The 21,728-nt window shown below is 68.3% G+C and carries 20 protein-coding genes and 1 pseudogene; 7 read left to right on the top strand and 14 right to left on the bottom strand.

Annotated elements, in window-relative coordinates:
* Nucleotides 1-49 precede the first annotated feature (49 nt).
* From KUG43_RS11530 to KUG43_RS11510, 5 genes are all read right to left on the bottom strand, one after another.
* Complete coding sequence (locus KUG43_RS11530) at nt 50-319, bottom strand: hypothetical protein (protein WP_216909177.1); 270 nt, start codon at nt 317-319, stop codon at nt 50-52.
* A 171-nt stretch (nt 320-490) separates the two neighbouring features.
* A complete protein-coding gene (locus tag KUG43_RS11525) occupies nt 491-655 on the bottom strand; it encodes a DUF8642 family protein (protein WP_216909213.1) in 165 nt (54 codons plus the stop codon).
* 111 nt (nt 656-766) lie between these two features.
* The gene (locus KUG43_RS11520) at nt 767-2,506 is read right to left on the bottom strand and encodes an ABC-F family ATP-binding cassette domain-containing protein (RefSeq protein WP_216909175.1); all 1,740 of its coding nucleotides are present in this window, start codon (nt 2,504-2,506) and stop codon (nt 767-769) included.
* 241 nt (nt 2,507-2,747) lie between these two features.
* Entirely contained in the window at nt 2,748-3,005 is a 258-nt protein-coding gene (locus KUG43_RS11515; RefSeq protein ID WP_216909173.1) for a DUF8665 family protein, read from the bottom strand.
* 89 nt (nt 3,006-3,094) lie between these two features.
* Nucleotides 3,095-3,403: a DUF8682 family protein gene (locus KUG43_RS11510; protein ID WP_216909171.1), complete on the bottom strand. Its 309-nt coding sequence runs from the start codon at nt 3,401-3,403 to the stop codon at nt 3,095-3,097.
* Nucleotides 3,404-3,618: 215 nt separating this feature from the next.
* On the opposite strand from KUG43_RS11510, the gene KUG43_RS11505 reads away from it, so the two are divergent.
* A complete protein-coding gene (locus tag KUG43_RS11505) occupies nt 3,619-3,957 on the top strand; it encodes a ribbon-helix-helix domain-containing protein (protein ID WP_216909169.1) in 339 nt (112 codons plus the stop codon).
* On the opposite strand, the gene KUG43_RS11500 is transcribed toward KUG43_RS11505, so the two are convergent.
* From KUG43_RS11500 to KUG43_RS11475, 7 genes and pseudogenes are all read right to left on the bottom strand, one after another.
* Nucleotides 3,946-5,085: an anhydro-N-acetylmuramic acid kinase gene (locus KUG43_RS11500; RefSeq protein WP_216909167.1), complete on the bottom strand. Its 1,140-nt coding sequence runs from the start codon at nt 5,083-5,085 to the stop codon at nt 3,946-3,948. The two genes, KUG43_RS11505 and KUG43_RS11500, sit on opposite strands and share 12 nt — an antisense overlap.
* A 5-nt stretch (nt 5,086-5,090) precedes the next feature.
* Nucleotides 5,091-5,795, bottom strand: coding sequence for a potassium channel family protein (locus KUG43_RS11495; RefSeq protein WP_216909165.1), 705 nt, complete (start codon nt 5,793-5,795; stop codon nt 5,091-5,093).
* Nucleotides 5,796-5,871: 76 nt separating this feature from the next.
* The gene (locus KUG43_RS11490) at nt 5,872-7,251 is read right to left on the bottom strand and encodes a potassium transporter TrkG (protein ID WP_216909163.1); all 1,380 of its coding nucleotides are present in this window, start codon (nt 7,249-7,251) and stop codon (nt 5,872-5,874) included.
* A complete protein-coding gene (locus KUG43_RS17075; protein WP_286194689.1) occupies nt 7,248-7,883 on the bottom strand; it encodes a peroxiredoxin in 636 nt (211 codons plus the stop codon). The genes KUG43_RS11490 and KUG43_RS17075 overlap by 4 nt, the downstream gene beginning before the upstream one ends.
* Before the next feature lie 84 nt (nt 7,884-7,967).
* Nucleotides 7,968-9,236, bottom strand: a pseudogene (gene hflX, locus KUG43_RS17070) (GTPase HflX); the annotation flags it as partial.
* A gap of 347 nt (nt 9,237-9,583) precedes the next feature.
* Nucleotides 9,584-10,234, bottom strand: coding sequence for an HAD-IA family hydrolase (locus KUG43_RS11480; RefSeq protein ID WP_216909159.1), 651 nt, complete (start codon nt 10,232-10,234; stop codon nt 9,584-9,586).
* Entirely contained in the window at nt 10,231-11,445 is a 1,215-nt protein-coding gene (locus KUG43_RS11475) for an NAD(P)/FAD-dependent oxidoreductase (RefSeq protein ID WP_216909157.1), read from the bottom strand. The genes KUG43_RS11480 and KUG43_RS11475 overlap by 4 nt, the downstream gene beginning before the upstream one ends.
* Nucleotides 11,446-11,496: 51 nt before the next feature.
* On the opposite strand from KUG43_RS11475, the gene KUG43_RS11470 reads away from it, so the two are divergent.
* On the top strand, nt 11,497-12,318 hold the full coding sequence (locus KUG43_RS11470) for a phosphoadenylyl-sulfate reductase (protein WP_216909155.1): 822 nt from the start codon (nt 11,497-11,499) through the stop codon (nt 12,316-12,318).
* A 1-nt stretch (nt 12,319) separates the two neighbouring features.
* Entirely contained in the window at nt 12,320-13,084 is a 765-nt protein-coding gene (locus KUG43_RS11465; protein ID WP_216909153.1) for a type III pantothenate kinase, read from the top strand.
* On the opposite strand, the gene bcp is transcribed toward KUG43_RS11465, so the two are convergent.
* On the bottom strand, nt 13,054-13,521 hold the full coding sequence (bcp, locus tag KUG43_RS11460; protein ID WP_216909151.1) for a thioredoxin-dependent thiol peroxidase: 468 nt from the start codon (nt 13,519-13,521) through the stop codon (nt 13,054-13,056). The two genes, KUG43_RS11465 and bcp, sit on opposite strands and share 31 nt — an antisense overlap.
* Nucleotides 13,522-13,711: 190 nt before the next feature.
* Between bcp and KUG43_RS11455 the strand changes: the two genes are divergently transcribed.
* A complete protein-coding gene (locus KUG43_RS11455) occupies nt 13,712-14,419 on the top strand; it encodes an alpha/beta hydrolase (RefSeq protein ID WP_216909149.1) in 708 nt (235 codons plus the stop codon).
* Between the two features lie 58 nt (nt 14,420-14,477).
* On the opposite strand, the gene KUG43_RS11450 is transcribed toward KUG43_RS11455, so the two are convergent.
* Nucleotides 14,478-16,712, bottom strand: coding sequence for an AAA family ATPase (locus KUG43_RS11450; protein ID WP_216909147.1), 2,235 nt, complete (start codon nt 16,710-16,712; stop codon nt 14,478-14,480).
* Between the two features lie 153 nt (nt 16,713-16,865).
* On the opposite strand from KUG43_RS11450, the gene KUG43_RS11445 reads away from it, so the two are divergent.
* The 3 genes from KUG43_RS11445 to KUG43_RS11435 are packed head-to-tail and all read left to right on the top strand — an operon-like array spanning nt 16,866 to nt 21,638.
* The gene (locus KUG43_RS11445; protein ID WP_353618014.1) at nt 16,866-17,933 is read left to right on the top strand and encodes an efflux RND transporter periplasmic adaptor subunit; all 1,068 of its coding nucleotides are present in this window, start codon (nt 16,866-16,868) and stop codon (nt 17,931-17,933) included.
* Nucleotides 17,934-17,943: 10 nt separating this feature from the next.
* The gene (locus tag KUG43_RS11440; protein ID WP_216909143.1) at nt 17,944-21,354 is read left to right on the top strand and encodes an efflux RND transporter permease subunit; all 3,411 of its coding nucleotides are present in this window, start codon (nt 17,944-17,946) and stop codon (nt 21,352-21,354) included.
* Entirely contained in the window at nt 21,354-21,638 is a 285-nt protein-coding gene (locus KUG43_RS11435) for a hypothetical protein (protein WP_216909141.1), read from the top strand. The genes KUG43_RS11440 and KUG43_RS11435 overlap by 1 nt, the downstream gene beginning before the upstream one ends.
* Nucleotides 21,639-21,728: the final 90 nt, after the last annotated feature.

Below are 21,728 nucleotides of genomic sequence, written 5' to 3'. Positions count from 1 at the left end.
CGACCCCGCCACCTCGGGGCCGGGCCACGGATGGGCCTCTGGGCAGAACTCAGAGGATGTCCATGCCCCCTTTGCCGCCGTCCGGACGCAGGGCATCAAGCAGGCCGGAATCCACAGCGAGTTCGGTGCCGAAGCGGGCCGGTGCACCCAGTTGCTGCCGCATGACCCATTGGGTGGCCGCCTTCTGGCTCTGCCAGGCCTGCAGCAATTGCTTGGCCAGACCCCGCAGGACCTGCGGATCCCCTGTGGCGTCGATGGCCCGGGTCATGCGCTCAAGCTCGAATTTCTGACCGAGGCTGAGGGCGAGGGGTTCGGACATGGTGGGAGGCGCGATGGGGCGTTTCTGACCGGCCCAAAGCTACAAACTGTTTCAAGATGTCACGTAGCGGCTGTTACAGGGCCTATGCCCTGGTCAGGAAATCCGCTCAACATCCGCAGCAGGGGGCTCCCAGACCAGGCTCCCTGGTTCCCGGCCTGGGGACTGCAGGGCTCAGTGGCGCTCGCGCAGTTCTTCCACGCAGCGGGTGACGCACTCCCCATCCTCCAGGGAGCAGGTCGTGATGCACTCGAAGTACACCTCCATCGCATCGTTGGCGCCGGCTGTTTCCTCCCGCTCGGCATTCCAACCGTCGGTGACGACGTTCTGGATGGTCATCGCTGCTCCTGGATGGGTGACCTTGTCAGCCTATGCACACAGATCCCACGGCACCAGAGAAATGAGTCTTCCTGCCTAGGGAACGATGAAGTTGTATTTTGCTCCGCCCTGTCAGCCGCCACCGCCGTCCTTGCCCCCGGCCTTCGCGGCCGACTTGGCCCGCTGCTTCTGGCGCTGCTCCTGGCGTTTGGCGGCCAGCTTCTGCTCCTGCTCCAGGCGCTGGCGCTCCTCGGCCTCCTCGCGCTTCTTCTCCTGGTAGTAGGCGTAGTCGCCGCGATAAAGCACCAGTTCGCCGTCGCGCACCTCCACGATCCGGTTGGCCACCCTGCCGATGAAGAAGCGGTCGTGGGAGACCAGCAGGGCCGCCCCCTCGTAGGCCATCAGGGCCTCCTCCAGCATCTGCTTGGCAGGGATGTCGAGGTGGTTGGTGGGCTCGTCGAGCACCAGCAGATTGCAGGGGGTGAGCAGCATCAGGGCCAGGGCCAGCCGGGCCTTCTCGCCGCCGCTCAACTTGGCCACCGGCTTGAAGACCGTGTCATTGCTGAAGCCGAAGCCGCCCAGCAGGGAGCGCACCTGGGTCTGGGTCCAGTCGGGAACGGCTTCGAACAGGGTGTTGATCACCGTTTTGGCCAGATCCAGGGCCTCGGCCTGGTTCTGCTCGAAGTAGCCCGCCACCACGTGGTGCTCCCCCAGGCCTGCCTGGCCCTCAAGGGGAATCTCGTAGCCCATCACCAGCCGCAGCAGGGTGGATTTGCCGGCTCCGTTCGGCCCGACGAAGGCGATCCGGTCGCCCCGCTCCACCTCCAGGTTCGCCCCCAGAAACAGAATCTGGTCGTCATAGCCGTGGGTGAGGTTCTCGATCGCCGCCACCACCCGGCCGGAGCGGGGGGCGGGGGGAAAGGAGAACCGCGGCCCGCTCACCGACTCCAGTGGCGCCTCGATCCGTTCCACCTTGTCGAGCAGCTTCTCGCGGCTCTTGGCCTGGGTGCTGCGTGTCGCACTGGCCCGGAAGCGGTCGATGTAGGCCTGTTGGCTGCTCAGTTCCTTCTGCTGACGCTCGAAGGCCGCCTGGCCGGCCTCCCGCTCCAGGGCCTTCTGCTCGAGATGCTGGCTGTAATTGCCCAGGTAGGTGCGTGAGACGCCGCGTTCCGTCTCCACGATCTGGTTGCAGACCCGATCGAGAAAGGCCCGGTCGTGGCTGATCACCACCAGGGGAACGGTCTGATCCACCAGGTAACTCTCCAGCCACTGGATCGTTTCGACGTCCAGGTGGTTGGTGGGTTCGTCGAGGAGCAGCAGATCCGGCTCCTGCAGCAGGATCTTGCCCAGGGCGATGCGCATCTGCCAGCCGCCGGAATAGTCCCCCACGAGCCTTTCGGCCGTCTCGGGGGTGAAGCCGATGCTGGGCAGCAGTTTGTCGATGCGGGCGTCGAGCTCGTAGCCGTGCAGGGCTTCGAATCGGCTCTGCAGCTGGCTGAGGTCGTCGATCAGCCGGTCGAGCAGGGCCGCATCGCTGGCGGCCTCCTCGCTGGCCATCGCCTCTTCCACCTGGCGCTGGCGGTTGAGCACCTCGGCCGCCTCACCGAAGGCCTGGAACAATTCCTGGCGGACGCTGCGGGCGAGGTCGACATCGAACTCCTGCTGCAGGTAGGCGATGCGGGGATCCCCCTGGCGCACCACCTGGCCGCTGGTCGGTTCCTCCAGACCGGCGATGATGCGCATCTGGGTGGACTTACCGGCCCCGTTGACCCCCACCAGGCCGATCCGATCCCCCGCCTTGACTTCCCAGGTGATGTCCTTGAGCACCTCACCGGTGGGGTAGATCTTGCCGATGCGTTCGAGGCGCAGCACGGAGCGGATAGCGGTCGCAGTGAGCGCATCATCCCCCGTCGGGGCGTCCTGCAGACTGACTGAACGGTTCGGTCGTGTCGTCAGAATGATCAAGCGCCTCGAGCAGATCGCCGCCCTGGTGGTGGCGGCGGGCCTGGCGCTGACGAGCTACTGGCTGTTCTTCAGCTGGGCCCAGGGCGGGGGCTCCCAGCGGCGGGAACCGCCGCGCCGGCCCCAGCAGGAGGGACGCCGTTTTCCGGCTTCAGAGTCCGCCCCGGGCCTTGATCAGCCACTGCTTGGTGGCCCCGTCATCAAGGCCGGCCAGGTGGGCCTTGACCTCCTCCGGGCTGACCGGCAGGCCGGCCTGCTCGCCGAGGGCGACGATTCTGCTGAGGGCTCCACTCGGATCCTGCAGGGCCTGGCGGAACAGTGACTGGGTGAGCTCCCCGTCGTTGCTGATGCGTCCGTAGAGCTCTGCGGCGTTGTCGGAGGCGTTGCTGGTGGCGTTGCTGGTGGTCATCCTGGCCGGGATTCTTCCCTGACCTTATGGGCTGGGGGGCCATTGGCGCAGCCCCCTGGGGGTGGAACTTCAGGGGCGACGGGGACGGATCAGGCGGCCTGCGGACTGGGGTCCTCCTCGGCACCGCTGGCGGAGGCGTCTTCCATGCTGCGGGCGTCAAGACAGAGCACCTTGCGCAGCTGGGCGTAATTGGCAGCCAGGGACTGGCGTCCCTCCTGCTGGGCGCCGAACTCGGCCCGCTGCAGCACGTGGTGCAGATGGGTGAGCAGGTAGGTGCTGATCACGGCCGACACCAGCACATCGCTGCGTTCCGCCGTGCTGCGTCGCCGGCTCTGGCGGCTCTTGGGCTGCAGAGGGGTCTCGGAACCGGTGGGGCGGGACTGGGTGGATCGGGCCATGGCGGAGGCGGCCGGTGGGCCGTCGGAGGGGACGGTGGGCGTGGTCGGTGGGCGTGGAGCAGGTGGGCTTGGGCCTTGGGGAAGGGATTCCGGGCGGGGGCCGGAACGGTCCACAACCCTACTTTTGGATACTACCCATGACAGCCACTGTACACTTTTTCCTATCTCGCCGTACCCCAGCGGCAGCCGCTTGCCGGCACCCACCCAGAGGCACCGTGCCGACCCGCCAGACCTCCTCCAGCGGCAAGCCCAAGTCGCCGCGGATCCAGGTCGTCCTGCCGGAGGAGCTCTGCGCCCGCCTCGCCGCCCTGGCGGAAAGCGAATCGCGCACGGTCAGCAACATGGCCAAGGTGCTGATCCAGCAGGGGGTGGAACGGCTCGAGCAGCTGCAGCGCCCCGCTGAGCCCGCCCAGGCGCCTTACCCGAGTGGGCCGGCCGCCGCCGCCGCCGATCGGTTTCGCCGTGAGCTCGAACAGCAGGAGCAGGGCGGCACCCGGCGGCTGCGCGGGGCGCCACGCCGGCTGCGCCTGCGCCAGCCCCCCCTATCCCCTTGACGGGGGAGGCACGGCCAGCACCCCGAGCACGGCGGCCCGCCGGGCCCCGGTGACCGAGGGCAGCGAGCCTGGGTGGCCCCGCCAGCGCCACCAGGCCAGCAGGGCAAAGGCCAGGGCTTCCCGCTGATCATCGGCGATGCCATGGCCGGCCAGGCTGCGCACCGCCATGCCGCGGCAACGGCGCTGCAGCTGCTCCATCAGGAAGCCATTGCGGGTGCCGCCTCCGGCCACCAGCAGCTCCAGGGGGCGGGGACCCCGGGCCAGGTCCTGAGCCACCACCGCCGCACTGAAGGCCGTCAGGGTGGCCAGGGCATCGGCCGGCTCCACACCGGCGCCGAGCTCCGCCAGGCGCCGATGAAGATCGGCGGCCCCGAACAGCTCGCGGCCGGTGGATTTGGGCGGCGGCGCCTGGAGGTAGGGCTCCCGCAACCACTGCTGCAGCCGCCCCTCGTCGATGCGGCCCTGCCGTGCCCAGGCTCCGTCGGCATCGAAGTGCAGGCGTCCATCGCTGAAGCGGGAGACCGCCAGATCCAGCAAGGTGTTGGCCGGTCCGCAGTCCCAGCCCTGCACCGGGGCGTTGCGGTCTGGGCCCGTGGGTGGGGGGAGCAAGGTGAGGTTGGCGATGCCGCCCAGGTTGAGCAGGGCTCGCCAGCCGGCGATCCTTCCCAGCAGGGCGGCGTCGGTGGCCGGCACCAGGGGCGCGCCATGGCCGCCGAGGGCCAGATCGACGCTGCGGAAGTCGAAGACCACCGGCCGCCCCAGCAGCTCCGCCAGCAACGGTCCCTGCAGCAGCTGCCAGCTGGCCCCGCGGCGCTCCCCGTCCGGCGGGCGGTGCCAGAGGGTCTGGCCGTGGCAGCCCACCAGCTCGGCGCGGCCGTCCGGATCGCAGGCCCGGGCCGCCACGGCCTGGTGCTCGGTGAGGTCTTCAGCCAGGGTCAGCCAGGCGTCGGCGTCCAGGGGCATCCCCTGGCCAACGGCCACCAGGCGCTGGCGCAGGTCCGGCGGGTAGGGCGTGTGGGCACCCGCGAGAATCCGCCAGCGGGGCCGGGCGGACCGACCCTCCAGCCGCACCAGCACCGCGTCCACCCCGTCGGCGCTGGTGCCGCTCATCAGGCCCAGCACCCGCATGGCTGTCAGTGGGAGGGCAGGGCCTCGAGGGCTTCGCTGCTGCCCATCACCACCAGCAGCTCGGAGGCGTTGAGCACGTGGGAGGCGGGCGGGTTGACCGTGAGCTGGTTGGAGGGACCGGCGGCCAGCACGCTGACGTTGTAGTTCTTGCGCAGGTTCAGATCCCGCAGCGACTGGCCGACGAAGGAGCCCGGAACCTTGATTTCCTCGATGCTGTTGCGGTCGTCGAGGCGGAGCCGCTCCAGCAGGTTGGGCCGGACCAGCTCCATACCCAGCCGTGTTCCCTGCATTTTCGAAGGGAAGACCACCTTGTCGGCGCCGACACGCCGCAGCATCTTTTCGTGCAGGTCGCTGGTGGCCCTGGCGATCACCTGGCTGACCCGGCTGCCCTCGCCGTCCCTGACGATCAGGGTGGCGGTGATGCTGGCGCCGATCGGTTCACTGATGGCGACCACCACCGTGCCCACGTCGAGGGCGCCGGCGGCCCGCAGGGCTTCCTCGTCGGTGCAGTCCACCACGCGGGCTTCGATCGCCGGGTCCATCTGGCGCAGTTCATCGATGGCCCGCTGGTTGTTGTCGATCGCCAACACCTCGGCGCCATGGCGCAGGAGCTCCTTGCAGACGGCGCTGCCGAAGCGACCGACCCCGATCACGGCGTAGCTGTTGGAGGTGTCCGCCTCACTGCCTTGCCACTGCCACCACTGATTCATGGGACCAACGTCGAAAGAGTCATGGATGGAGCTGGGGGCAAGGAGCTTCTAGGGGCGTGGAAGGCAGAGCCGGAGGTCAGATGTAGAGCTCCTCGCGCGGGTAGCCGACGCGATTCTGGGGCCGGCTGCCATAGACAGCCGAAAGCAGAAGGAGAATACCGATCCGGCCCACGAACATGCCGATCATCAGCACCAGCTGCCCCCAGCGGTTGAGCTGGCTGGTGACACCCACGTCGAGGCCCACGGTGCCGAAGGCGGACACGCAGGTGAACAGTTTCTCCAGGAAGGTGAAGGCCTCACTCCCCGGGGTTCCGGCGGTGGTGTTGCCCAGCCCCAGCAGCAGGGCCATCAACAGGATGAACAGGCCCGAGCCGAGGGTGACACCCACGGCCTTGAGGATCACCTTGAGGGGGATCTCCCGGTTCCTCACCACCACTTCGTCATGGCCGCGCAGTGTGGAGCGGGTGGCAGCGATCAGGGCCGCGAAGGTGGTGGTCTTGATGCCGCCGCCGGTGCCACCGGGACTGGCGCCGATGAACATCAGGATGATCATCAGCAGGATGCCCGAGTCGGAGATCGTCTCCAGGGTCAGCGGGACGGTGTTGAAGCCGGCGGTGCGGGTTGTGATCGACTGGAAGATCGTCACCTGCAGCTTGTCCCAGAGACTCAGCTGCTCCACCATCCCTTCGGTGGCGAAGTGTTCGGTGAAGATCAGACCCACGGCCCCCAAGACGATCAGCAGGATCGTGGTGCGAATCACCAGCCGGGTGTGCAGGCTGAGGCGGCGGATGCGGGCCAGCCGAAAGCGGTTCACCCAGATGTCGTTGGTGACGCGCCAGCCGATGCCGCCCATCACGATCAGCAGGCCGATCACCGCATTGACGACGGGCTGGCTGCGGTAGCCGACCAGGCTGTCGCGCCAAAGCCCGAAGCCGGCGTTGTTGTAAGCACTGATGCAGTGAAACAGGGAGGCCCAGAGTCGCTGGCCTTTGTCGGGGATATCGGTGAAGCCGAAGTTGTAGAGAATCAGGGTGCCGATCCCGATCACGATGGCGGCGATCAGCAGGATCTGGTTCAGGGTGGGGCCGATGCCGCCGACGCCGAAATCGTCCAGAGCGCGCCCCTTGTCGAGGCGCTGGCGCAGCCCCGAGCGGCCTTGGACGAAACCCTGAAGAAAGGTGGTGATGGCCATCAACCCAAGGCCACCGGTGAGAATCAGCCCGGCCAGGGTGACCTGGCCGAGAAAGGTGAGTTCGGCGCCCACGTCGATGATCGACAGACCGGTGACGGTGATGGCGGAGGTGACGGTGAAGAGGGCCTCCCAGAGGCCCACGTCATCGCTGGAGCAGAGCGGGCTCGCCAGCAGCAGTGTGCCAAAGGCAATCACCAGACCGCCGGTGACAAGCGTGAACTGCGGCACCGTCAGACGGTGCCGCCAACTCTGCAGCCGCTTCATTTGTTGGGCTGGGGCGTCATCCGGAGGTAGGGACGGATTTCAGTGACGCCCTTGGGGAACTTCTCCCTGGCTTCGTCGGTGGGGATGGAGGGGACGACCACGCAGTCCTCGCCGTCCTTCCAGTTCACAGGAGTGGCCACCTGGTGGTGGTCGGTGAGCTGGAGGGAATCGATCACCCGCAGAATCTCATCGAAATTGCGGCCGGTGCTGGCGGGGTAGGTGATCTGCAGACGCAGCTTCTTGTTGGGGTCGATGATGAACACCGAGCGCACCGTGAGGTTGCTCAGGGCATTGGGGTGGATCATGCCGTAGAGGCTGCTCACCTTCTTGTCGCTGTCGGCCAGGATCGGATAGTCGACCGTGGTGTTCTGGGTTTCGTTGATGTCGCCGATCCAGCCCTTGTGGCTCTCGGCGGAATCGACGCTCAGGGCGATGGTCTTGACATGGCGTTTCTCCCATTCGGCGCGTAGCCGGGAAACCTCGCCCAGCTCCGTCGTGCAGACGGGGGTGTAGTCGGCGGGATGGGAGAAGAGCACCACCCAGCTGTCGCCAGCGAAGTCGTAGAGGTTGATCGGGCCGAGCTGGGACTCCTGAGTGAAATCAGGAACGGTGTCGCCCAGTTGCAGGGTCATGGGTGAGAAATTGGCGCCGGCCGATGCTGGCACAGCAGTGGGGCCGCCCGTCGTGGTTCCGGCGGGCCAGGACTGCAGCTCCTGGCGCAGATGCTGCAGGCCCAGGTCCGCCGTGGCTGAGACGAACAGCATGGCCGGATCCACGGCCCTGGCCCGTTCCAGTTCGCCGCTGGGGCAGCGGTCGATCTGGTTGCCGATCACCCGCCTGGGCATGGTGGCCTGCAGGGAATCGAGGATCGCCTGCACGGTGGTGAGCTGCTCAGGCCAGGCAGGATCGGCCAGGTCGACGACGATCAGCAGGCCATCGGCATCGAGCGCCTCCTCGAAGGTGGAGCGGAACGCCTCCATCAGCTGGGGGGGCAGATCGCGGATGAACCCCACCGTGTCGGTGACCAGCAGCGGCTGGCTGTCCGAGTCGCCGCCCGCGGTCCGCTCGATGCGGCGGGTGGTGGGATCGAGGGTGGCGAAGAGCTTGTTCTCCGCCAGCACGGCCTGGCTGCCGCAGGCCCCGGTGAGGGCGTTGAGCAGGGAGCTCTTGCCCGCATTGGTGTAACCCACCAGGGCCAGTCGTGGCAGGTCGCGGCGCCCCTCGCGCAGGCGGGCCCGGTGGGCACCCAGCCGCTGCACCTCCCGCTGCAGCCGCTCAATGCGGCGGGCGATGGCGCGCCGGTCCTTCTCCAGCTGGGTTTCACCGGGACCCCGGGTGCCGATGCCGCCCCCCTGCCGCGACAGGCTCAGTCCCCGGCCGGTGAGCCGTGGCAACCGGTAGCGCAGCTGGGCCAGCTCCACCTGCAGCCGACCGGCGCCGCTCGCCGCCCGCTGGGCAAAGATGTCAAGGATCAGTTCGCTGCGGTCGCTCACCGGCAGGTCGAGCAGCCCCTCCAGGTCGCGGGCCTGGGCCGGGGTGAGCTCCCGGTCGGCCACCACCAGGCTGGCGCCGACGCGGCGTGCCTCCAGGGCCGCCTCCCGCAGTTTGCCCTCCCCCCAGGGGTTGCGGGAGACGGGGCCATGGCGACGCTGCTCCATGCGGCCCACCGGCACGGCCCCGGCACTGCGCACCAGGCCTTCCAGTTCGGCGATGCGCCGGTCGCTCAGGGCCCGGTCGCCGCTGGTCTGCACCAGCAGCAGCACCCGTTCGGGGCCGTCCAGGGCGGGGGGGGAGACGGCCTCCGGCGGCTCCGCCGCGGCGATGGCGATTGGGTCAAGGCCGCAGAGCTCGGCCAGATCCCCCTCCAGGGCGCAGTTCCAGGCGCGATCGCCGTCGCTGGCCGGGGTGTGGATCGCCGCGGGCCAGCGTCCACCGGCGTCCGGTTGCTGGCCGAAGCGCAGCCAGAGGTCCGGCGCCACGTCCATGCCCACGACGGCTTCCTGGGCCGAGGGCTGCAGTTGTGCCTGGCGCCCAGCGCCCGCACAGGTGAGCAGACGCAGGTTGTGACCCTGGCGCCTGGACGGTCCGGGAAGTTTCTCCAGCAGGCGTGCCGAATGGTCCAACTCCCCCACCCACAGCAGCCGGCAGAGTCCGCGCCCGTCCACCACCAGGGTGAGGGGCAACTCCAGGTCGCGGCCTTCGGCCGCCAGGCGCTGCAGGGTGAGCAGATCCGCTACGGCATCGCCGCGGTGACGGCGGTGGCAGATCTGCTCCAGCCGGCGCCGCTCCGCGGGCCGCAGACCCACCGTTTTGCCGGCCAGCACCCCCTGCCTCAAGGACGCTGCACCAGCAGGCAGCGCACGCCGGCGGCCCGGGCGCCGGCCCGGTCCTCCGGGCTGTCGCCGACGTGCCAGACCTGGGACGGCGGCAGATCCATCGCCTCCAGGGCGACCTGGAAGGGCCGCGGCGATGGCTTGGCGGCCCCGGCACTGCTGGATACCACCACCGCCCCGAAAAGATCCGCCAGGCCCAGGCCCTCGAGCAGCGGCTGCAGCCGCCGGTCGAAGTTGCTGACCACGGCCAGACGCAAACCCGCCCCGTGCCAGCGGCGCAGGACGGAGGGCACATCGGCATAGACGTGCCACAGCGAGGGATCGGCGAAGCGATCGAACAGGGCGTCATGGAGGGCCGCCGGGGCCACGGCCGCACCGGCGACCCCCAGAACGGCGTCGATGCGCTCCGCCCACCAGCGGCGCTCCGCCTGGAGCAGGCTGTCGCCCTCGAGGCCAGGGAAGGCCAGGGCTGGCGCCTGCCGCAGCACGCCCGGAAAGGCCCGATCGATGGCCTCAGCGGCGACCTCAATACCGTGCTCGGCCGCCACGGCGGCATAGGTGTGGCCCACCGAGGTGCGCAGCCCGATCAAGGTGCCCATGGCATCGAGCAGCAGGCCCCTCGGCCGGGGCCAGGTCTGCGTCGTCGTCATGGCTTCCAGTCGGCCAGCCAGCCGGCGGCGACCCGCAGCTGGTGGGGCCGGCCCGGCAGACGGGCCAGGTAGGCCAGCCGGCGCAGTTGGTAGGCGGCTGGCCCGGCCAGGGTGACACCGGCGGCAGTGAGGCTGGCTTCACCCACACCAAGGCTCATCATTTCGCCCAGATCCTTCCACTGGAAGGGCTCCAGGGGTTCACCCCGCAACGACCGGATCAGGTTGGTGGCCAGCACCGAAGCCTGCTGAAAAGCCACCTGGGCCGTGGCCGGCGTGGCCGTGGATGGGGCTTCACCAGCCGTTCCTTCCCCATCCACCGGGGCGGCCAGATCACCGGCCACAAACAGATCGGCATGGTCCTGCAGGCGCAGATCGGCACCGCAGAGCAGGCGGCCGCGGCTGTCGCAGGCGGGGGCGGGGTCGATGCGGGGCGCCTGGAAGCTCAGCCCGGCGGTCCAGACCACCGCCCGAACGGCGAGGGTTTCGCGATGAGCGGTGCTGTCCCCATCGGCATGGCAGCGGAGGCTGATCGCTTCGGCCTCGACCGCCTCCACCTGGGTTCGGAGGCGCAGACGCACGTCACGGCGCCGCAGGGCCAGGCCGGCCTGTTCCCGGTTGAAGGCCCTGGCCTGGGGCAGCAGCTGCGGCCCCTGTTCGATCAGCTCGATCACCGCACTGCCCTCGGCCATGTCGGCGAGCTTGCAGGCCAGCTCCACCCCGGTGGGACCCGCCCCCACCACGGCGATGCGCTGCAGGGGGCGTCGTTGGTGTTTCAGGTCGGCCACCAGGCGCTGGAGGCGCTCCACATCGGCCAGGCTGCGGAAGCCCAGGCTGTAGCGGTCGGCCCCTGGCACCGCAAACGTATTGCTGTCGGCGCCCGTGGCGATCACCAGGCGGCCATAGGGGATGGTCCGGCCCGCCGCCGTGTGCAGCTGATGGTGTTCGGCATCGATCCGCTCCACCCGGTCCTGCAGCCAGGCCAGGCCCCGGCCCGCCAGCAGACCGTCGTAGCGGGGGGCGATTTCCCAGCCGCGCAACTCACCGCTGAGCAGTTCGTAGAGGAGGGGTAGAAACAGGAACCGGTCGTTTGGCTCAACAAGCAGCACAGGCGGGTGGTTCTTCCGCTGGGCCAGGGCCAGGGCCGTGTATAAGCCTCCAAAGCCACCGCCGACGATGACGACGTTCTGGGCCTTTTCCCGTTGCCCTTGCATATCGCCACCCTAACCACAATCACTGGATGCCTGAAGGGCGATGATGGGGCGATGGTGTCCTTCCCCCTCACGGCTTCCATCAGCTCCGAGGGCAGCGCGGCGGGTCTGGAAACGGCCCACCAGGCCCTGCCCCGTGATCGCCATGGAGCGGCCATCGACCTCGATGCCGCCCGTTCCGAGCTCGAGCCCCTCGATGCCATCGGCCGGATGCGCTGGGCCCAGGAGGCCTTCGCCGGTCACTTCGCCATCACCACCAGCTTCGGCATCCAGTCGGCGGTGATGCTGCACATGGTGAGCGCCCTCGACGGCTCCGGCGCCTGGCCGGCGATCCCCGTGCTCTGGGTCGACACCGGCTATCTGCCCCCCGAGACCTACCGCTACGCGGACGAGCTCTGCGATCGCCTCAAGCTCGATCTGCATGTCCTGCAGGCCGACCTCAGCCCAGCCCGGATGGAGGCCCTGCATGGTCGCCTCTGGGAAACGGGGAACCGCGACGACATGCGCACCTACAACCGGCTGCGCAAGGTGGAACCCCTCGACCGGGGGCTGGAGCGCCTTGAGGTGCATTGCTGGGCCAGCGGCGTGCGTGCCGGCCAGACCGACCACCGCGGTGCGATGCATTGCCTCGATCCGGTGCGGGAGCGCTGGTCGCTGCGGCCGCTGCTCGCCTGGAGCCGCCGCGACGTTTACTACTACATGCAGGAGCACGACCTGCCCCAGCACCCGCTGTTTGATCAGGGCTATTCCACCGTGGGCGACTGGCACACCAGCGCCCCTGATGACGGCACCACCAATGGCCGAGCCACACGGTTTGGCGGGCTGCAGCAGGAGTGCGGCATCCACATGCCCGGCCTGATGGGCGAGGGCATCTGAGGTGCCGGCTCGCCAGCTCCGCTGGCTGCTGATCGGCAACAGCCGCTGGCACTGGGCCCTGGAGGGGGCCGAAGGGCTCGGCGGTGAACGGCCGCCATATTTCCTGCACCTGCCTCCGCCGATGGCTGCGGAGGAACCTCCCGTGGCCTGGGCCGCCGTGGGCCCTGTGCCTCCCCAGGCCGCCCTGCCGGCGGAAACGCGCCTGGCTCTGGAGGATGTGCCTTTGGCTGACGCCCCCCCCTGGCTGGGCATCGATCGGGCCCTGGCGGGCTGGTGGGCGGCCCGGCTCACAGCCAGCCCTGTGCTGGTGGCCGATGCCGGCACCGTGCTGAGTCTCACCAGGGTGGACGGCTGCGGTCGCTTCGCCGGCGGCCGGTTGGTGGCGGGCGCCGCCCTGCAGCTGGGAGCCATGGCCTCCGGTACTCAGGACTTACCGGCCCTCGAGGGTGGCCTGGCGAGTGCCGCCAGCGGAGAGCTCTGGCCGCGCGATACCGCTGCGGCGATGACCCAGGGGGTGGTTGAGGGCCTGGCCGCCGCAGTGCTGGAGGCTGGACGCCAGGTCCGGTCGGTTGAGGCCAGCTGCCGGATCGTGCTCACCGGAGGGGATGGGCCCGCCCTGCTGCCGCTGCTGCGGCGATCGCCGCAGCTGGGTGAGGACGTCCTGCTGCACCGCCCCGATCTCTGCCTGGAGGCCCTTATGGCCCTGCGGCCCTGTCCGCCGCCGGTCGGCGCCGCTCAGGCCAGCCCGAGGTCCTCAAGGATCTGATCGGCCATGGCTTCGGCCTTCACCTTGAGATAAATCCGCTCCAGCTTGCCCTCGGCATCAACCACGAAGGTGTGCCGCATCATCCCCATGTACTCCTTGCCCATGAACTTCTTGAGGCCGTAGCTGGCGTACGACTCGGCCACCGGGCAGGGCTCGGCGTCGGTCAGCAGGGTGAAGGGCAGGTCGTACTTGGCGACGAACTTGCCGTGGCTGGCCGCCCCGTCCTTGCTGATGCCCAGCACCCGGATGCCATGGGTTTCGAAGGCGCTCCACCGGTCCCTGAAGTTGCAGGCTTCCTTCGTGCAGCCCGGAGTGTCGTCCTTCGGGTAGAAGTAAATCACCACACGCTGCCCCTTCAACGCGGCCAGGGACACGACCTCGCCCTTCTGATCGGGGAGGCTGAAATCGGGGGCTGGATCTCCCACCTGCAGGGCCATGGATCGAACCTTGAAAACAAAGGAGTCCCCTGTACCCTAGGGGATATGGCTTGTGGGTTCCATGCGACGCCCTAGTCCTTAGGAGCCGGCCGAGTCGCGGCGAGACAGCCCCACATCTTCCCTGAAACCCCTGACTTGTGTGTGGAGAGGCAAAGAAACCGCACACGCGTTGTAGGCAGAAGCACCTTGGATGGCTAGGTTGATTTTGAAGTCAACATCGTCTCCCGTGTTCAAGCAACTTCTCACCGGTCTCTTCGTGGGAACGGCCCTCACGGCTTCCGTGCTGCCCGCTTCCGCGGCTGTGGACAACGACCTGCCCGTCCGTTGGAACACCGGCGCTGCCGTGTGGTCGACGAACCAGGCGGCCTTCGACACCTTCCTCGATTCCGGTGATATCACCGACCGTGGCCTCGAGGGCGGCCTCGCCCGCTCCGGCTGGACCTCCGACGAAGTCAAGTCCGGCATGACCAAGACCTATGCCGTCAACCTCGTCGGGGTGTCGCGCTTCCTTTATTCCGACGCCGGGGTCAAATTCCTCAAGAACGCGACCAACAGCTACTTCCCTTACTACAGCATGAATACCTATGCTGTTCAGGCCCTGCGCTCGGCGATCATCTCCGACGCCAAGGACGGTTCCATCACGTCGGCAGGCATCATGAAGGCCCTGCCCACCGACTTCCGTCTGGCTGATTTCTGCAACACCTACACCGGTGCGCAGAACATCTGTGCCGAAGGTCGTTGCCAGCCCGGCACCGCCCAGTGCACCTCGCTGCTCTCCTGGTACGTCTTCCTGCCCGCCTGCATCCAGGCCAACCAGATGGCCGATCCCGTGGCCATGGTCAGGGACACCCCCGCCCCTGCGCCCATGATGCAGGAGCCCGTCCGCGGCCTCTGGTGAACCTTTGGGGAGGCTCTCTCCCCCATGCCTTCCAGCCCCGGCAGTGCCGGGGCTTTTTTCATGGCGCTGGGTTCCTGTGGGCCAGCAGCAGGGTGTGCCCCAGGGGCTGGGGCAGGGAGATGCCGCGCCGCTCCCGGAAGAGGGTCTCGAGGCGCTGGCGGCCGCTGGCCGGCAGCGCCGCTGCCAGATGCTTCCGGTAGCTGGCCTCTCTGCCGAACCACCGCTCCAGCAGGGCGTCACTGAGGGGCAGGTCGAGGGCCTCTTCCCAGACGTGTCGTTGCAGGCTCCAACCGAGGGCTTCCAGGTCCTCCTGCACCCGATCAGCCAACGCGGCGTCGGCCGCCAGCCATTCCTGTTCCCGGTCGGCTGCGGCCTCCAGCATGGCCGGAGCGGTACCCGTGGGGTTGCTGCCCAGGTGGGCGCGCAGGCTGCCCGCGGGTCCCAGCAGGGGATGGGTGAACAACAGGCGGGCCCGGGCTCCTGGGGCCGCCAGGGCCGTGAGCTGCTCCAGCCAGGCCAGCCGCTGCGCTGCCGAACAGCCCCGCCAGGGCTGGCGCGCCGCGATCCACTCGAAGCGTCCCTCCCCCTGGGGCGGGTCGGCCAGCTGCGCCTGAAGCTGGTCGGGGGCGTCGGGTGCCACCACCAGCAGGCGCGGGCGCCGCAGCTGATCCAGCAGCTGCAGCTGGGCCTGCAGGCGATCGACCACCGCCGCGCTCGGCGTGGTGAGCACCACCTCCCCCTCGCTGGTGGCCTCAAGTGGATCGAGGGCCCAGAGCAGGGAGTGGGCTTCGACCACCAAGACCCGGTCGAGGCGACCGATGGCGGCGTCCTGCCAGAAGCGCTGGCGCAGCCGATCGAGCCGTTCCCCCTCCGCCCCGGCCTGCCGCTGCAGCCAGCGGTTCAGCAGGGGGTCGTCCGGACTGCTGCTGAGCAGGTCGCCGCGGTCGTCGGCGGCCGTTTCGGCCGCGGCGGCCAGCTGGGCGGCCCGGCGCTGCTGCAGCCGTTTCCGCAAGCCCCCTTCCCAGCCCAGGGATCCCGGCTGCCAGAACACCTCTCCCTGCAGGGCCTGGGGCAGGTACTGCTGGGCCACCCAGTGGTCGGCATAGGCATGGGGGTAGCGGTAGCCCACCCCATCGCCGAAGGCCTGCCCGTCCCGGTTGGCATCGCGCAGATGGGCCGGCACCTGCTGGCGGCGGCTCTCGCGCACCGCCTTCACCGCATCGAAGAAGCCCAGGCTGCTGTTGCTCTTCTCGGTGCCGGCCAGGTAGAGGGTGGCGTGGGCCAGGGGGTAGAGCCCCTCTGGCAGCCCCACCCGGTCGAAGGCGGCGGCGCAGGCCTCCACCACCACCATCGCCTGGGGATCGGCCAGGCCGATGTCCTCGCCGGCGGAGATCAGCAGGCGGCGCAGGATGAAGCGGGGGTTCTCACCCGCTTCCACCATCCGTGCCAACCAGAACAGGGCCGCATCGGGATCGGAGCCCCGGATCGACTTGATGAAGGCGCTGATCGTGTCGAAGTGGGCATCGCCCTGCTTGTCGTAGAGCACCGCCCGCTGCTGGATCGATTCCTCGGCGATGGCCAGATCGATGCGGATCACGCCGCCTGCATCGGCTTCGGTGGTTTCCACCGCCAGTTCCAGGGCATTGAGCAGGCTGCGGGCATCGCCCCCCGCCACGTCCAGCAGGTGGGCCGCCGCTGGCTCGGACAACTCGACGGGCCGCTCACCGAAGCCTTGTTCGGGATCGGCCAGGGCCCGCTCCAGCAGGAGGCGCAGGTCTTCCGGTTCCAGGGGCTGGAGGCGGAACAGGCGGGAGCGGCTGACCAGGGCCTTGTTGACTTCGAAGTAGGGGTTTTCGGTGGTGGCCCCGATCAGGGTCACGGTGCCGTTCTCCACCCAGGGCAGCAGGGCGTCCTGCTGGGCGCTGTTGAAGCGGTGCACCTCGTCGATGAACAGGATCGTGCGCAGGCCGTGGTGCTCCAGGCGCAACTTGGCGGCGTCCACCTCGGCCCGCAGGTCCTTCACCCCGGCCAGGACGGCGTTGAGGCTGCTGAAGTGGGCCCGGGTGCTGCCGGCGATGATCCTGGCAAGGGTGGTCTTGCCGGTGCCGGGGGGCCCGTGCAGGATCAGGTTGCCGACCCGGTCGGCGGCGATGGCGCGACGCAGCAGCCGCCCCGGGCCCAGGATCGCCGCCTGCCCCACGAAGTCGTCCAGGGTGCGCGGTCGCAGCCGATCCGCCAGCGGGGCGATCCTGCGCCTGGCCTGCTCGCCCTGATGCCAGAACAGATCACTCACCGCCCCATCATCTCGCCGGGAGAGCCTTCGGAGCGGTACGGTCTACCTCACGCCTTGCGATTCGCTGAACCCATGATCGGCCATCCGAGCAGGCCGCCTCGTGACGGGGCCGCCCCGAGGCGAAGTCGATGGACCGGCCGTGCTTTCCCCGGTGTGGCCCTCGTGCTGTTCGGGGCCACCATGTTGGGGGCCTGCCAGTCCGAGCCTCCCGCTGCCCGGCCACCGCTTTCGGTTCTGACCGAAGCGGCCACCCTGGCTCCCTTCACCGACAACGTCGACACCGTCAGCACCCTGGAGGCCATTGAGGAGGTGCGGCTGGCGGCCCAGGCGGGCGGACGCATCGAGCGCCTGCTCGTGCGCCAGGGCGACAAAGTGACCCAAGGTCAGAGCCTGCTGGTGCTCGACCAGGCCCAGGCCCGTGCCGATGTGGCCCGCCTGGAGGCGGAGGTGCAGACCAACAAGATCAACTACGAACGCTACGAATACCTGGTGCGCCAGGGGGCGGCCAGTGCCTTCCAGCGCGATGAGTTCCGCCAGCGCTACATCTCCTCCAGGCAGGATCTGGTGGCTCGCCGGGCGGATCTGGCCTTCCGCGATCTGAAGGCGCCCATCACCGGCATTATCGGGGACGTGCAGGTGAAGCTGGGGGATGTGATTGCCGCCGGCGATCCCTTCACCACGATCATCCGCAACGACCGGCTGATGGCCCGGGTGGACGTGCCGGCCGTGTTCTCCAACCGGCTGCGGGTGGGCCAGGCCGTGATCCTGATGGATCCCGCCAGCAACAAGCCCATGGCCCAGAGCGTGGTCGGCTCCCTCGACCCCGGTGTGGTGGCCGGCACCCAGTCCCTGCTGGCCAAGGCGGAATTCGCCAATCCTGGCGGGCTGCTGCGCACCGGCCTGCGCACCCGCACCCGGCTGGTGCTCGACAGTCGCCAGGAGCTGTCAGTGCCCTTCGCGGCTGTGACCCAGATCTCCGGCCAGAGCTTCGTCTACGAGGTGGGTGGCCTGGCCGATCTGGAGCGGCGCCCGGGCCGGACCGATCTGGCCGTGGCACGCAAGCTGCCCGCCGGCACCAGCTTCGCGCTGCAGACCCCCGTGCAGCTGGGGCCGTTGCAGAACAACCGCTATCCAGTACTCAAGGGACTCCAGGCCGGGGCCCGCGTCATCACCACCAACCTGATCAATCTCCGCAACGGCGCGCCCGTCAAGGTCAACTGAGCCCTGCCTGATGTCTCCTTCGAACACGTTCATCCTCAGGCCGGTGCTCACCACGGTGTGCAGCCTGTTGATCGTGATCGCCGGCCTGATCGCCATCCCGCTGCTGCCGATTGAGAGCCTGCCGGACATCGCCCCTCCCACGGTGAGGGTCACCTCCCGCTACGTGGGGGCCGACGCGGTCAGTGTTGAGCAGGGCGTCACCAGCGTGCTCGAGCAGCAGATCAACGGGGTGCAGAACATGGAGTTCATCACCTCCACCAGTGCGGCCGATGGCTCCAGCTCCATCTCCGTCACCTTCGCCAGCGGCAGCGACGGCGACATCAACCAGGTGAACGTTCAGAACCGGGTGTCGCTGGCCCAGCCCAGCCTGCCGGAGGAGGTGCGGCAATCAGGCATCACGGTGAACAAGGCCTCGAACTCCATTCTCCTTGTTTATAACTTCACCAGCGAAGATCCGAACAATCAATACAGTCTCGAAACCATCAGTGGCCTTCTGGATCAGAACCTCACCGATGCGGTCAGACGCGTGCCCGGTGTGGGTGAACTCACCTACTTCGGTAACCGTCAGCTGGCTTTCCGCCTCTGGCTCGACCCGGATCGCCTGGCGGCCAACAAGCTCTCCGCCTCTGATGTGGTGCAGGCCCTGCGCAGTCAGAACCGGCTTGTTCCCGTAGGTCGCATCGGTGGTGCTCCCTCCCCCCAGGGCCAGCAATTCACCCTGACGGTGCAGCTGCAGGGACGGCTGCGGACCACCGAGGAATTCGGCTCGATGATCCTGCGCTCCACCGCCGATGGTGGCCTGGTGCGCCTGCGGGATGTGGGCCGGGTGACGCTGGGGGGTGAATCCTTCGACATCGAGGCCACCGACCTGCGCGGTGTTCCCTCCGTCGGCATGGCCATCTACCAGCTCACCGGCAGCAATGCCCTTGACGTCTCCAGTGGTGTGGAGGAGGTGATCAAGGAGTTCGCAGGCACGATGCCGGTCGGCATGACGATCCAGAAGATCTACGACAACACCGAATTCGTCGAGGCCTCGATCGACGGCGTCACCACCGCCCTGCGGGAGGCCGTGGTGTTGGTCGTGCTGATCCTGTTCCTTTTCCTGCAGAACTGGAAAGCCACCGTGGTTCCGGCCATCGCCATCCCGGTCGCCCTGGTGGGCACCTTCCTGTTCGTGCAGGCGTTCGGCTTCACCCTCAACCAGCTGACCCTGTTCGGACTGGTGCTGGCGACCGGCCTGGTGGTGGATGACGCCATCACCGTGATCGAAGACACCTCGACAAAGAAGGCTTCCGGACTGAGTGCCTTGGAGAGTGCCAAGGCGACGATGGACGAGTTGTTCGGCGCCGTGATCGCCACCTCCCTGGTGCTGTTTGCGGTGTTCGTGCCGGTGCTGTTCTTCCCCGGCGCCACCGGAACGATCTACAAACAGTTCGCCGCCACGATCATCTTCTCGATCCTGATCTCCACGTTCAACGCCCTCACCTTCTCGCCGATGCTCTCGGCCCTGTTGCTGGCCCGCGAGAGCGAGCCCCCCAGCCGCCGCACCTACGCCATCTCCGGGGTGTTCATCGGCTTCGTCTACGGCCTGCTCGCCAGCGGGGGCGGCACCTTGGTGGCTCTTGGGATTCTGGCCCTGGCGGCGGGAATCGGCTTCGGCCTGCACCTGCTGACGGGCCTGCCGCTGCGCATGCCCTTCGCGATCGGTGGTGCCGTCTCGGCGCTGTTGCTGGCGGGGGTCAACAGTCCCCTGGAGGTGCTGATCTACACCGTGATCGGTGGGGTGCTGGGTTGGGGGGCCCTGTACATCTTCCGCCGCTTCAACGTCATCTACGCCGGGGTGGAGCGGCGTTACCGCACGGGCCTGGGCTGGGTGCTGGGCAGGCGCCGGCTGATCATGGCCTTCCTGGCCGGGGGCATCGTCCTCACCGCTTTCGCCTTCACCTCGATCCCGACAGGATTCGTGCCTGTGGAGGACCAGGGCTATGCCATCGGCATCGTGCAAGGGCCTGACGGGGCTTCCCTCGAGACCACACGCCGCATCAACCAGCGGGTGGCAGAAATCCTGCGCAGCGAGAAGGACATCAACACGGCGGCGGTGTTCAGCGGCGCCAGCCTCGACGGCAACGCCCCCAACCGCGGCCTGTTCTTCTTCGGCACCCGCAACTGGGATCAGCGCACCTCCGATGACCAGTCGGTGGCGGCGATCACCCAGCGTCTGAACCGCAAGCTCTCGGTCATCCAGGAAGCCCGGATCATCGTGATCGAACCTCCTGCCATCCCCGGCTACGGCACGGGCGCGGGCTTCGAGATGCAGATGCTCAACCGCAGTGGGGGTGCCCTCACCCCCGCCGATTTCTTCGCCGCGGCCACCCAGCTGGTGGGCAAGGCCAACCAGAGCGGCCTGTTCGACCGGGTGTTCACCCAGTTTTCTCCTGAGGCACCGCAACTGCAGATTCTGGTCGACCGTGATCGGATGGCGGCCCTGGGTGTCGACTACGGCACGGCGATGCAGACGTTCAGCTTCAACATCGGCTCCTTCTATGTCAACGACACCTTCGATGCCGGCAGGGTTCGCCGCATCTTCGTGCAGGCCGATGAGCGCTACCGCGCCAATCCGGAGCAGCTGAAATCCCTGTATGTGCCCAACGCCAGTGGTGAGCAGATCCCCCTGTCGGAGTTCATCAAGGTGGAGTCGGTCACCGGCCCGTCGGTGATCCCCCGTTTCAACCTGTTCCGCTCGATCAAGGTGGAGGGGTCGGCCCTGCCAGGGCGCAGCTCCGGCCAGGCGATCAAGGATATCCAGGACCTCTTCAACAACCTCTCCACCACCGGCGTCGGCTACGACTGGACCGGCATCTCCCGGGAAGAGGTGAGCGCGGGGGCCCTGGCGATCGTGATCTTCGCTCTCGGGATTCTCGCGGTGTATCTGGTGCTTTCCGCCCAGTACGAGAGCTACAGCGATCCCTTGATCATCCTGATGACCGTGCCAACGGCCATGCTGGGGGCCCTGGCCTTCCTGGCCCTGCGCGGTGAAGTACTCAACATCTATGCCCAGGTGGGCCTGGTGATGCTGATCGGCTTGGCGGCCAAGAACGGCATCCTGATCGTCGATCTCGCCAACCAGCGCATGGAGGAGGGGGAGAGCGCCCTGGAGGCGGCGCGGGCCTCCGCCCAGTCCCGTTTCCGGCCGATTCTGATGACGGCCATCTCCTCCCTGTTTGGCTTCCTGCCCCTTGTGTTTGCCAGCGGTGCCGGCGCCAGAAGCCAGGCGTCCCTGGGTACTGTGGTGTTCGGGGGTCTGGCCGTGGCCACCGTGCTGTCCCTGTTCGTGGTCCCGGTGTTCTACGTCGTGGTGAAACAGCTCACAGGTGCATCGCCTACCGCGACGGCTGGGGCCCCGGCGGGCGGGGCGTCCTGATGCCGGCCCCCTGCCCACCACTGAGTGGCCGGCGGGTGCTCTGTGCAGGACTGATCACGGGGCTGGTGGGGTTGGCGATCGCCCAGTTCCTGCGGGCCATCGTCGGGAACACCCCCCTGAGGATCACCCCCGAGGCCCTGTTCTGGAGCACGGTGGTGCTCGGAGGGTTCGGGGTGGTGGCCGGCATGGCGGTGGAGGCGGTGCGCCAGTTGCAGGAGTCCAACCCGGAGCCCGAGTACCACCGGCGCCACAGTCGCCGGGGCGGGCCTGGCCCCCACGCCTGAGGGGCCGCAAGCCGCTCCGGACCAGTGGGGCGAAAGGGGCTTTTCCGGTACCTTGCAGAGGTATGAACCGGTTCGGTGCGCTGGCAGGCC

It is taken from the genome of Synechococcus sp. CCY 0621, from assembly GCF_019038465.1.
Taxonomy (GTDB): domain Bacteria; phylum Cyanobacteriota; class Cyanobacteriia; order PCC-6307; family Cyanobiaceae; genus Cyanobium.
This window is presented reverse-complemented; position numbering and strand designations above follow the sequence as displayed.